The organism is Streptomyces doebereineriae (genome assembly GCF_031845645.1).
GTDB lineage: Bacteria > Actinomycetota > Actinomycetes > Streptomycetales > Streptomycetaceae > Streptomyces > Streptomyces canus.
Genome location: NZ_JAVREZ010000021.1, coordinates 81,993 through 95,718 on the forward strand (window position 1 = coordinate 81,993; position 13,726 = coordinate 95,718).

General features: G+C 67.6%; 5 protein-coding genes. 4 read left to right on the forward strand and 1 reads right to left on the reverse strand.

Annotated features, from left to right (window positions below; genetic code table 11):
- The first annotated feature begins 293 nt into the window (after positions 1-293).
- The 3 genes from RNB18_RS41185 (at position 294) to RNB18_RS41195 (ending at position 12,298) form a co-directional block, all read left to right on the forward strand.
- The gene (locus RNB18_RS41185; RefSeq protein ID WP_394817760.1) at positions 294-10,931 is read left to right on the forward strand and encodes a LamG-like jellyroll fold domain-containing protein; all 10,638 of its coding nucleotides are present in this window, start codon (positions 294-296) and stop codon (positions 10,929-10,931) included.
- Positions 10,932-11,015: 84 nt separating this feature from the next.
- Positions 11,016-11,561 (forward strand): SMI1/KNR4 family protein, encoded by a 546-nt coding sequence (locus tag RNB18_RS41190; RefSeq protein WP_311719246.1) that lies wholly within the window; start codon positions 11,016-11,018, stop codon positions 11,559-11,561.
- 113 nt (positions 11,562-11,674) lie between these two features.
- Complete coding sequence (locus tag RNB18_RS41195; RefSeq protein ID WP_311719247.1) at positions 11,675-12,298, forward strand: histidine phosphatase family protein; 624 nt, start codon at positions 11,675-11,677, stop codon at positions 12,296-12,298.
- Between the two features lie 9 nt (positions 12,299-12,307).
- Here RNB18_RS41195 and RNB18_RS41200 read toward each other — a convergent pair whose 3' ends face one another.
- Positions 12,308-12,709: an ATP-binding protein gene (locus RNB18_RS41200; protein ID WP_311719248.1), complete on the reverse strand. Its 402-nt coding sequence runs from the start codon at positions 12,707-12,709 to the stop codon at positions 12,308-12,310.
- A 175-nt stretch (positions 12,710-12,884) separates the two neighbouring features.
- Here RNB18_RS41200 and RNB18_RS41205 point away from each other — a divergent pair, with 175 nt between their 5' ends.
- Positions 12,885-13,721: a helix-turn-helix domain-containing protein gene (locus RNB18_RS41205; protein ID WP_311719249.1), complete on the forward strand. Its 837-nt coding sequence runs from the start codon at positions 12,885-12,887 to the stop codon at positions 13,719-13,721.
- Positions 13,722-13,726: the final 5 nt, after the last annotated feature.

Sequence of the window (13,726 nt, forward strand, 5' to 3'; positions counted from 1 at the left end):
GTCACGAGATCGGCTTGGCGGCATTTCCCTCCGGCTGGGAGTACGCCCAACTCGGCGCACCGTCGAGCCCGTGGGACGGCGACGGATCAGGCAGGCGAACCCCGCCCGGAAGGCAGCCGTTTGCCAGCAAATACCCCGTGATCATTGTCACTTCACAACGAGGAAATCATGTGAGGCACTTGTGCACCCATATAAAGATCACTTAAAAATCTCCCCATTCTTGCTCTACAAGCGTGGGGGGTCCCGTGCGTCCGGCACGTCCACTTGGTGTTGCTCTCGCCTTCGTGCTGGCCGTGTTGGCCGGGACCGAGCAGGGCGTCTCGGCTCTGGAGCTTTCGGCAGCCGCCAGCTCCGGAACTGCCCCGGACCAGCGCTGGGGTTCCGCCGCCGGCCGAAGCCACACCGCATCCGCGGACGCGACGGACGCCACCGCCAAGGGCGGCCGTGACGGCGCGCTGACGGGTCGCGGGGAGCTGCCCGCCGAGCAGACCGACAGCGTCACCAGACTGCCCAGTACGGCGAAGGCCCCCAAGCCGGGTGCACTCCAGAAGGTCTCTTCTCCAGGGGTCACCGCACCGCAGGGCTTCGACTCCAAGCGCAGCAAGGAGCTCAAGGGTGAGCGCACCGCACAGGAGCGCACCTACCTCAACCCGGACGGCACCTACACCACCCGCTTCTACAACGAGCCTGTCAACTTCCAAACCAGGGACGGCTCCTGGGAGCCGATCGACAACACCCTGGTTCCTCGGGACGACTCGGGTCCGAGCACGATGAGTGCCGGGGAAGACGGCTGGCAGACCGAATCGACCGAGTCGCAGATCGAGTTCGCCGGGACCGCAGATGCCGACCCCGTCGTACGCATGGCGGTCGACGAGGACGTGTCGGTCGGCTACGGCGTGGACGAGGCGACTGCCGCCCCGGGCCAGGCCGAGGGCAGCACGCTGACCTATGAAGACGTACGCCCGTACTCCGACGTGGAGTTCGTCGCGGGCAGTGACTCCGTCAAGGAGACCCTGGTCCTCAAGGACGCCGACGCGCCCACCGAATGGCGGTTCCCACTGGAACTGGCCGGGCTCAAGGCGCAGATCGACGAACACGGCAACGTCATCTTCGTCGACGCCGACGGCACCGTCCGTGCCTGGACCCCCGCCGGCTGGATGCAGGACTCCAACTTCGCGCCCGATTCCAACGAGGGTGACATCTCCTCCGGTGTCACCTACAGCCTGGCCGAGGAGGCCGGCCAGCAGATCCTCGTGGTCAAGCTCGACAAGGAGTGGCTCAGCGCGCCCGAGCGGGTCTTCCCCGTACGGGTCGACCCCTCCGTGAAGTCCGTCGACGCGACCTCCGGCACCTACGTCGAGTACCCGTACAGCCAGAACTTCGCCTCGGACACCGTTCTGAAGGTCGGCACATACGACGGCGGAAGCCACAAGGCAGCGGCCTTCCTGCGCTTCACCGGGGTGGAGACCAGCCTCAAGAACGCCTGGGTGCTGGGCGCCAACCTCGCCCTGTACAACACCTGGTCGCAGTCGTGCACGGCACGTCCCGTCACGGTGCACCCGATCACTTCCAACTGGTCGGAGACGACAACCTCGAAGTGGCCCGGACCGTCCACCGGTTCGTCGCTCGCCTCGAAGAGTTTCGCGCACGGCTGGCGACCGTCCGGAACGGAGACATGGTCCTGCGGCCCGGCCTGGTCGACCATCAAGCTGGGCTCGGCCGGACGCAAGCTGGTCGACGACTGGACGCACAGCCGGAAGAAGAACTACGGCCTGGCAGTGAAGGCGTCCTCCACCGACTCCAAGGGGTGGAAGCAGTTCGGCTCCGACGACTACCCGAACGGCAAGCCGAGCCTGGACGTCACCTGGACCAAGTACGGCGCCGCCTACAAGCTCGGTGACTTCACCGCCCCGGTGACGGCCACGACCGAGGGTGTGGAGGAGGTCACCGTCACCAATCAGGGCCAGGAGACCTGGCCCGCCGGCGGCGACTACCAGCTGCGGTACAACCTGTTCGACGCGGGCGGCGACGAGATCACCGACAGCTCGAAGATCCGTTGGACGAAGATGCCGCAGGCGATCTCGCCCGGTGAGAGCGTGACCCTGGACGCGAAGATCGCACCGCTCACCCCCGGCACGTACACCGTGCAGTGGACGATGGACGACGTCGGTGTCAGCCGCTTCACCACCGCCGGAGTGCCCGGTCCCTCCGTCAAACTCTCCGCCGTCAACATCCCGCCGCAGCTCACTGCCGAGTCCCCCGGCAGCGGCGTCACCGTCAACACGCTCACGCCGACTCTGTGGGCGAAGGGCACGGACGCCGACCGCTACCCGAAGGCTGCCCTCCAGTACTACTTCGAGGTCTGCGAGGTCTCCGGCAGCAATCTGCGCAAGAACTGCAAGACCGGCTCCAAGACCGGCGAGCAGCAGTGGGCGGTCCCGTCCGGCTGGCTGTCGTGGGACAAGACATACGCCTGGTACGGGTACGCCTACGACGGATCTGCGGCCTCCAGCCGCCCTGGCGCGGCGCTGCTGACCACACAGGTGCCGCAGCCGACCGTGACCAGCCACCTCGGCGGGGCGGACCAGGGCAAGGAGATCGGTACCCGGGACGGCAACTACGTCACCGCGGCTACCGACGCAGCGCTGACCACCGTAGGACCGGAGCTGTCTCTCACACGTACGTACAACTCCCTGGACCCGCGCACCGGCGGCGCGTTCGGCACCGGCTGGTCCACGCGCTGGGACATGCAGCTGCGTGAGGAGACCGCGACCTCGTCGGTTCTCGTGACCCTGTCCGACGGCTCGCAGGTGCGGTTCGGCAAGAACGCCGACGGCACCTACACCGGCCCGTCGGGTGGTTCGCTCACCCTGGCCAGGCAGTCCACCGACTGGGTACTGCGGGAACGTTCCGGCGCCACGTACCGCTTCCTGGCCGGTGGTGTCCTCACCAAGGTCACGGACGCGGCGGGCCGCAACCAGACCATCACGCACGAGACCGCGACCGGCGGCCCCGTGAAGAAGGTGACCGACGATCTGTCAGGCCGGTCACTGTCGTTCGGCTGGACCGGAACCCACGTCACCGCGGTCACCACCTCCACGATCGACGCGGCCACGCCTGGCCTGACGTGGTCGTACACCTACTCCGGAGACCAGCTGACGAAGGTGTGTCCACCGACGTCCGCCACCAAGTGCACGGTGTACGAATACGGTTCGGGCTCGGTCTACCGCAGCGGCGTCCTGGACACCGCGCCCATCTCCTACTGGCGCCTCGGTGAGTCGGAGGGTTCGGCAGCAGCCAGCGAAGCCGCCTCGCGCACCGGTCTCAACGACGCCGTCCACCGCGACACCCAGCTGGGCACCGACTCGGCGATCGCCGGCACCGCGGACACCTCGGTCGGCTTCGACGGCGTGGACTCGATGGTCGAGCTGCCCACGGACACGCTGAAGACCGCCGCCTTCCCGACCATCGAGCTGTGGTTCAAGACCACCACGGCCTCCGGAGTGCTCGTCGGCTTCCAGAACACCGAACTCGGTGAGAAGCCCAGCTCCTGGCGCCCGGTGCTGAACATCGACGGCTCGGGCAAACTGCGCGGCGAGTTCTACCTCACCGGCAGCCCTGGCGCCACGCCGATCGTGTCGTCGCAGGCGGTGACCGACGGCAAGTGGCACCACGCGGTGCTGACGGCCGCCGTCAACACACAGACCCTCTATCTGGACGGCGCCAAGGTCGGCACGCTGGCCGGCGCGCTGACCGAGCAGTCCCGCGACTACGCCTACCTCGGCGCGGGCTACGGCAGCGCCGGCTGGATGGGTCTGGACTCAGGCGAGTACCGCTTCAAGGGGCAGATGGACGAGGTCGCCTTCTACGATCACACCCTCGACCCCGCAACCGTCACCGAGCACTACGCCGCGCGCGCTTCCATCGGCCGGCTGACGAAGGTCACCCTGCCCTCGGGCCGGGTACACGCCACCGCCGCCTACGACGGAGTCAGCGGCCGGCTGACCGAGCACACCGACAACAACGGCGGGACGTGGAAGGTGTCCGCGCCCACCTACTCGACGTCCTCGTCCTCCTACGCGGACACCATCCAGCGCAGTGGTCCGACCGGCTACTGGCGACTGGGCGAACGCGGCGGCGGCGAGGCTGTCAGCCCGCTGGGCGACGACCACGCGGGCGTCTACCTGGACGGTGCGCGCTTGGGCAGTCCGGGCATCTTCGCCGACGGCGACGACACAGCGGTGAGCTTCACCGGCGACAGCGCGGTCGAGATGCCCGCCGAGTCGCTGGGCACCGACACGGCCATGTCCGTGGAGCTGTGGTTCAAGACCAGCGATCCGGGCGTGCTGGTCACCAACCAGGACGCGGACTTCGGCGACACTCCGACCGGCTGGCGGCCCATGCTGCTGATCGACTCCGACGGCAAGGTCCGCGGCAGGTTCACGGGCGGCGCGTCGAGCATCGTCTCCAGGACGACCGTCACCGACGACAAGTGGCACCATGTGCTGCTCAGCGGCAACGAGGGCATCCAGGCCCTGTTCATCGACGGTGACTTCCAGGGCAGCACCAACACTGGAGTCAGCGCGAGCCGCTACAGCCAGGTCTTCGTCGGCGGCGGCTACTCCTCCACCGGTTGGGACGCCAAGGACGCCGGCTACCGCAACTTCACCGGTCAGATCGACGAGGTCGCCTTCTATGACAAGGCGCTGGTGACGTTCGTGTACACCGGCTCCGCATGGAAGTACATCCGCTTCGGCGCCGGTCAGACCGACGTTCCCAACCAGCGTGTCCAGGCCCGCCGTACCCTCATCACCGGCCGCGGCGACCAGTACGACGGTGTCTCCGTCGCCGACGGTCCAGCCGCATACTGGCGGCTCGGCGAAGCCGAGGGCACCACCCTCAGCAGCGAGGTCGGCGGATCCGCGAAGAACGCCACCTTCCGCCCCGACTCGGGCGGCACCTCGGTCATGGACCAGACCGGCGTCTTCGGCCCCGGCGACGACCGCGCCGTCAAGGTCGGCGGCGGCGGCACCGTCGAGATTCCCGGCTCGATCCCCGCCTCGGCCCTCGAACTGTCGGCCGAGATGTGGTTCCGCACCTCGACGCCGAAGGCCGTCCTGATGGGCTTCCAGGACGCGCCCGTCGGACAGACCCCGACGTCCTGGCGTCCGGTGCTGAACATCGACGGGTCGGGCAAACTGCGCGGCGAGTTCTACCTCACCGGCGTCTCGGGCGCGACCCCCATCGTCTCCACCCAGACGGTGACCGACGACGAGTGGCACCACGTCGTCCTGACGGCCACCGAGTCCAAGCAGACCCTTTACCTCGACGGCGTCAGCGTGGGCGAACTGGCGGGGACAATGGTCGACCAGTCCCGGTCGTACGCGTACGTCGGCGGCGGCTACGGCAGCGCCGGCTGGATGGGCGTCGACGCGGGCACCTACTACCTCGACGGACAGATCGACGAAGTCGCCCTGTATCGCGACGCGTTGAGCGCGGACCAGGTCTCCGCCCACTACCGGGCGCAGACCGAGGCTGTCGACTCGGGCCTGACCTCGACCGTGACGGTCACCGACCCCCAGCAGCGGACCGGTACCACCAGCTATGACGCCCTGCGCGGCCAGCGTGTCCTTGCACGCAAGGACACCACCGGTGCCGTCACCTCGTACGCCTACGACACGGCCGGCAACCTGCACACGGTCACCGACCCCAACGGCCATGCCGCCGTCACCGGCCACGACACGCGCGGCAACGTCGTGTCGACGACGACGTGCCGGGACGCCGACTCGTGCTGGACGAGCTTCGCCTCGTACTACCTGAATACGAGCGATCCGCTGGACCTGCGCAACGACAAGCCACTGACGTACCGGGATCAGCGGTCGAGCGACTTCCGGGACGACCGCTATCGGACCGCGTACACCTACAACTCGTCGGGGCTTCCCCTGACCACGGTTCGCCCGGACAACAGCACCTCTTCGACCACCTACACGACGGGCACGGAAGCAGCGGTCGTCAGCGGCACGGTCCCGGCCGGCCTGGTACTGACCCAGACCACACCGAGCGGCTCGAAGACGTCGTACCGCTACTACGCGAACGGCGACCTGGCCGAGGTGACTTCACCGTCCGGCCTGGTCACCTCGTACACCTATGACGGCCTGGGCCGGAAGGTCTCCGAGAAGCAGGTCTCGGACTCCTTCCCGAGCGGTGTGACCACCGCCTACGGCTACGACAAGGCGTCCCACGTCGTCACCGAGACCGGCGCCGGGGTGAAGAACGAGATCACGGGAACCACCCACACCGCAAAGATCACCCGCGCCTACGACGAGGACGGCAACCTCCTGTCCGATTCGACCGCGGACACCACCGGCGGCGACACCGCACGCACGACGGCCTACCACTACAACGCGAACGGCCTCAACGACACCGTCACGGACGCCGAGCAGAACACGACCACGTTCGAGCACGACGAGTCCGGCCGTGTCCGTGGCATGACCGACCCGGCGGGCACGCACTTCACGTACACCTACACGGCCCTCGGCCGGCACGCCACGACGGTCCTCGACGACTGGACCGGCGACCCCTCGGGCACGGTCCGGGACCTGACAGTCGTCTCCAACGCCTACGACCCGGCCGGCCGCCTCGCGACCACGACCGATGCCATGGGCGCCACCACCTCGTACACCTATTACGACGACGGCCTCGCGGCCGCCACCACGGCCAAGCAGGTCACCCAGTCCGACGGCACCCGGCACGACATCGTCCTGGACGCCAGCACGTACGACCCGGCGGGCAACCTGACCAAGCAGATCACCGGCGGCGGCAAGACCACGCAGACGTTCACGGTCGACGCGCTGGGCCGCACCACGACGAGCGTCCTGGACCCGGGCGGCCTCAACCGCACCAGCACCTTCACCTACGACGCCGACGACCGCGTGAAACAGCAGACGCAGTCCATCGCCGGAGACAAGAAGCTCACCACGTCGGCCGAGTACGACCCAGCCGGCAACGTCACCAAGCAGACGGTCACCGACGGCACCAGTACGCACACCACGACCAGCACCTACGACGACCGCGGCCTGCCGCTGACCACCGTCAGCCCCCGCGGCAACGTCTCCGGCGCCGATGCGTCGGCGTACACCACGGTGTACCGGTACGACGCCCTGGGCCGCCTGGCCCAGCAGACCGCTCCGTCGGTCCAGGTGGAGGAGAACGGTGCCGCGGCCATCACGGCCAAGCCGACCACCCTCACCGGCTACAACACCTTCGGCGAGGCCACCGACGCCAAGGACGCCCGCGGCAAGGTGGCCCGCACCGAGGTCGACCGCCTCGGCCGTACCACCGCGGTGACCCTGCCCGACTACACCCCGTCGGGTGCCGCAACCGCCCTGACGGCCACCACCCGCACCACCTACACGCCGCTGGGTCTCCCGCAGACGGTCACCGACCCGCTGGGTCGGGCCACCAGCTACGGCTACGACCAGTTCGGCCAGGTCATCAGCAAAACGGACCCGGTGGCGGACGCCCTCGCGGCGGCTCTGGCCCCCGACACCGACCTGACCACGGAGTCCTTCGCGAGCACGGGCGGCGGCGGAGTCACCGCCTACACCTGGACGCCCACCGGTCTCCAGCTCTCAGCGACCGACCCGGTCGGCGCTCGCACCGAGGCGACGTACGACGAGCTGGGACGCCGGCTCACCGCGACGACGGTCGAGCGCTACCCGAGCACGACCAACCTGGTCTCCCACTACACCTGGGACGACGCCGGCAACCAGACCGCGTCGAAGACGCCGTCCGGCATCACGACGTCCGCCACCTACAACCCGGCGGGCGAAGCCAGGACGACGATCGACCCGGCGGGAACCACCAAGTTCGACTACGACGGCCTCGGCCGGCAGACGGAGACGACCGACGCGACGAACCGTCGTACGACGGTTGGGTACGACGCTCTCGGCGACGTCACCGCGACCACGGACTACGGCACCGGCACCACGGCCTTGCGCACCACGACCGCCGAGTTCGACGCGGACGGCAACCGGACGGCCGTCGTCTCCCCGCAGACCAAGGCCCGCGCGACGTACGCGTACGACGCGCTGGGCCGGATGACCGCACAGGTCGAGCCGGTCTCGTCGACCGAGTCGATCACGACGTCCTTCGGCTACGACACGGCAGGCAACAAGACCCGCCTCACAGACGGCCGCGGCAACAAGACCGTCTACACCTTCAACAGCTGGGGCCTGCCCGAGTCGACGATCGAACCGTCCACGACGGCCCATCCGAACGCGGCGGACCGCACCTGGACGACGGTCTACGACAAGGCCGGTCAGGTGGTCACCGAGTTGCTCCCGGGCGGGGTCAAGCGCGAGAGCACGTACGACGGCCTGGGCCGCCTGGTGGCCGAGACCGGCAGCGGTGCCGAGGCGACCACGGTGGACCGCTCCCTCTCGTACGACCTCGCAGGCCGCCTGACCGCGGTCGGCACTGGCGACGGGGTCACCGAGAACACGTACACCTACAACGACCGCGGCCAGCTCCTGACCGCGGCCGGCCCCGGCGGCGGCGCCGGCTACAGCTACAACGCCGACGGCAACATGACGGCCCACACGACCAAGGCAGGCACCGCCTACTACGGCTACGACAGTGCCGGCCGCATCGACTGGGTCCAGGACTCGATCACGGGCAACCAGATCTGGTACGACTTCGACGCCGCCGGACGTGCGCGCCTGGAGCAGTACGCGAGCAAGCCCGAAGGAGCCACCTCCTACACGGTCACGGCCAAGCGCGTCCATGCCTACGACAGCCTCGGCCGCTCGAATGCCGACACCGTCACGACCCCCGACGGGACGACCACGATCGCCTCCACCACGTACGGCTTCGACCTGGACGACAACCTGACGTCGAAGAAGACGACGGGCACGGCCGGGGCGGGCGAGAACACCTACGGCTACGACTACGCGGGCCGGCTGACGTCGTGGGCAAAGGACGGCACGACGGTGTCGTACGGATGGGACGGCTCGGGCAACCGCACCAGGGCAGGCTCCACGACTGCCACCTTCGACGCCCGCAACCGCCAACTGACCGACGGCACGACGAAGTACACCTACACGGCCCGCGGAACGCTGTCCTCGGTCGATACGGGCACGGTGCGGTCCCTGACCTTCGACGCGTTCGAACGCAAGGCCACCGACGGCGGAGTGTCGTACACCTACGACTCCCTGGACCGCGTCCAGACGCGCGGGTCGACGACCCTCACCTATGACGGAGGCTCCAACAACCTCGCCCACGACGGCACGACGAGCTACAACCGCACCCCGGACGGCTCGCTGCTGTCCCTGTCCGACGGCACCACCAAGCAGTGGGCCCTGACGGACCAGCACACCGACCTGGTCGCCGCTCTGACGCCCGACGCCAAGCAGGTCAGCGGCTCGACGGCCTACGACCCCTTCGGCAAGGAGTCCGCCACCAACGGCACGACACCCGCCGTGGGTTACCAGTCCGGCTACACCGACCCGGCCACGGGCGACGTCAATATGGCCGCCCGCTGGTACCAGCCGGGCACGGGGTCCTTCGGTTCGCGGGACACGTGGCAGCTCGCACCGCAGCCATCTGTACAGGCCAACCGCTACACCTACGGCAACGCCACTCCGCTGAACGCCACCGACCCCACCGGCCACTTCGTGCCCTGTGCAGTGCCCGCAGTAGCTCCCGCCTGCCTCGGTGCCGGCATCGGCGGAGCCGTCGGGGGCCCGCCTGGTGCGGCTGCCGGGGCCGCCGCAGGCACGGTGATCGGCATCGGAATCCTTGCCAGTGAGTACCTCGGGCACCGGGATCTCGGCCCCGACAATGGGCTACGCCCCTCGCCGAGCCCGGGACCGTACCCGAACGCTCCCGGCTACGGCGGCAGCTACGGTGGGCTGGGAATCGACTACGGCAGCAGCCTGGCCAACGCGCTGGCACTGCAGGCACTGCTGTTCTCGGGCCCGGGTGCCGGAACGTCTGCCCTCGTCTACACAGGAACTGGCTACGGATACGGCTCGTCAACATCCTCGGCCGGCTGCCAGTACCACTGCGTCATCATCCCGCCCAAGCCGCCCATCGACCAGAACCCCAACAACGGAAAGACCCCAGTCCCCGCGCCCGACCGCGGGACGGTCAAGGCGGACTATGAGGACGCGGGTTGGGATGCCGGGCAGGGCGTCAACGCGACCGTCTCGGCGCAGGCCATGCTCGACCTGGCCGGAATCGCGGCGTTCATTCCCATCGAGGCGCTGGCTCCGAACGCACTGCTCGGGGATGCCAACGGCAACGGCACTGGCAATCAGACTCGCGGAGACTGCCGTCGCGGAGGCGAGGGATGGGTCGACCTCGGCGACCTCGACAGCATGAACGGCAATCGAGCCACTGGTGTGGAGGCATGCCTGGACAGCGACTACCTCGCCGAGAACAAGGGAAGCAAGACCGATCCAAGCAAGGTCACCCCTCCCGGCTATCAGTGGGGCAAGGCATACGCGGGATACCTCGGTCTCAACGCCAGTAAGTCGATCAACGCCTGCCATCTACTCGGCAAGGACCTCAGCGGATCGGGAACGGACCTGAGGAACCTGGCGACGTGCTCACGTCAGGCAAACGCCGCCGTCAGGGGTGACGGCCGTATAGATGACCACATGTTCTCGTACGAGAGCCAGGTAAAGGCCGCTGTCGATTCCGGACAAGTGGTTCACTATACGGTGACGCCGCAATACGTGGGCTCAAGGACTGTTCCAGCGTCCTTCGAGATCACGGCCCGGGGTACCATGCCAGATGGATCTCCAGGTCTTTCCTTCAGCCAACCCGTCCCGAACTCGGTCTACAGTCCGCGACAGGGGATGAAGAATCTGGGTACGGTCAGAGACAGTCGCACCGGCGTTCCCGCGCCGACTGGTTCCATGCCGTAACACCATGCGAGAGGTGATGGATTCATGTCGTGGTTTGTGGAGTTGAGACGCATCATGCCACCTCATCCAGGAGCTGGTGACACCGTGGACTGGGGCACCATCGAAGTCAGTTGGGGAACACGATTCCCCGGCGACTACAAGGAGTTCGTGGCCGCCTATGGCGAAGGCGCGATCGACGACTACCTGGCAGTGATGGCGCCCGAGACCCACGGTGAACCTGGTGTCGAGACTGCTTACGAAGGCATGCAACAGGAATCATGGAACGCAGAAGACATGTGGCGGGAGACCAACCCGGGCGAGGCCGAGATTCCGCGACTCATCTCCTGGGGAGTGGATTCAAGCGCGGATGTCCTGTGCTGGCTGGCCACCGATAAAGACCCCGACAAATGGCCCGTGATGGTATGGAACCAGGACGATGCCCGATGGACCGAATACGCGTCCGGAATGGTGGAGTTCCTGTGCCGTCTATTCCGCGCAGAATTTGACGAATGCCCTCTGGGCGCCGTCTCACTCTGGGGAGCCGGTTCCCCGATCTTCCTGCACAAGAACGAGGAGCAACGACTGCGGAAGGCCGGAGTCTCCCCATGGACCGGTGAGCCTGATCCATATGCAGGCATGTTCGGCGAGTGATCGACAACTCTTCAGCTCGCGGATGGCGATCCTTGGAATCCAGTTCCACATCAAAGTGACCATGTTCACGACAGATATACATGTCGAGGAGATCACTCACAGAGGAGCCTGCGATGACCGGCACAGCCACCCGTTATCTCTACCTCGTCCGGCACGGCGAGGCGTTGCCGGACGAGAGCGGGTTGACCCAGGCCGGCCGACAGCAGGCCACACTGCTCGGCCGACGGCTCCAGGACATCCCCTTCACGGCTGTTCACCACGGTCCGCTGCCGCGGGCAGCACAGACGGCCCGCCTGATCCACGACCAACTGAGGAACGTCCCCCTGCTCGTCTCGGAAGTCGCGGGCGATTACGTGCCCTACATGCCCCAGGGGGACGAACTCCCGCCAGAATCAGCAAACTTCTACCTCCGCTTCCTCGCCGACACCACCGACGACGAGCGGGAGCAGGGGGCTGCGCTGGCCCGCCAGGCACTCGACCTGTTCACCGGACCGGTGGACGGCGAAGCGGACCGGCACGAACTGGTCGTCACCCACAACTTCCTCGTCGCCTGGCTCGTCCGGGACGCCATGCACGCCCCGAAGTGGCGCTGGCTCGGCCTCAACCACGCCAACGCGGCGCTCACCGTCATCCGTTACGCGCCCGGCCGAGCGGCCTCCGTCCTCGTCTCCAACGACATGCGGCACCTGCCCGCCGAACTGCGCTGGACCGGCTTCCCTCCCGAGTCGCACATCTGACCGCGCCGGTCAGGCCGCCGCCAGCTCGCACCACACGTACTTCCCCCGGTTGCCGTGTCTGGCCAACGGCTGCCACCCCCACAGATCCGCACAGGCCCGCACCAACGCCAGCCCCCTCCCCTCCTCCCCCAGCACCCCCAACTCACCCGGCGGCTCAGGAGGTTCGGGGTCCGCGTCCCACGCCCCGAGACGCAGCACCCCCGCCGACCAGCGCACGCGCAGCGCGGCCGGCCCTTTCGTATGCCGTACGGCGTTCGAGACCAACTCCGCCGCGAGCAGCTCCGCGGTGTCCGTCAAGCGGATCAGACCGTGCATCGTGAGGATCAGGCGGAGGGTACGGCGGGCGACGGTGACGGCTCGGACGTCGTTCGGGATGTACAGGGTGTACTCCCAGGGTTCGTTTTCGGGCATGCGAAGAACTCCGTTCAGGTGAGGGCTGGTTGGTCGCGGTGGCGGTGCCGCGTTCGTCATGGCAGGACGGAGCGGTGCCCTTCCGCAGAGTATGCGTTGCGTCACAGACGGTAGGGCTAACATGTGGACCGGAGCAAGCGGATCACTTGATCCGCCCCCGAACGAGGAGCAACCCATGGTCCTGAGGCGCGAACCCACCGCACGCCAGGTACGGCTGGGGACCGAACTGCGCAGACTCCGCGAGGCGGCAGGACTCACCGCCATCGAGGCCGCAGCGCTACTCGGGGCGAATCGCGCCCAGATGAGCCACATCGAATCCGGGCTCGCAGGCGTGAGCGAGGAACGTCTACGTCGCCTCGCGTCCCACTACGCCTGTACGGACAAGGAGTTCATCGAAGCGTTGGCCGCGATGGCCACCGACCGGACCCGTGGCTGGTGGGAGGAGTATCGAGGCCTGTTGCCCACGTCTTTCCTGGACCTGTCCGAGCTGGAGCACCATGCCCGGTTCCAGCACCACGTTGCCGTCCTGTACGTGCCGGGCCTGCTGCAGACGGAGGACTACGCCCGTGCCGTCTTCTCGGACAGGCTGCCCGAACTCACCTATGACGAGATGGAGTTGCGCATCCAGCACCGGAAAGCACGCCAGCAGATCACCATCCCGTACAAAGCGGTGATCCATGAGGCCGCGCTTCGGATCAGAGTCAGCGACCGCACCGCCTCAAAGGCCCAACTCGCCCGGCTCCTTGAGCTGTCCGAGGCGGACCACATCACCTTGCGTGCCATCCCATTCGACCTGGACGGCTTCGCCAGAGCCTCAAGCACGATGACGTACGTGGGCGGCCCTCTGCCCAAGCTGGACACGGTGGTACGGGACACGCCCCATGGCTCAATCTTTGTCGACGCCGAGGCCCAGCTCCGCAGTTATCGAACGCGCTTCCATATGGTGGAGGCCGTATCACTCGAACCGGACCAGACCCGTGACTTCATCCACCGGCTGGCAGAGGAGTTGTGAGGGAC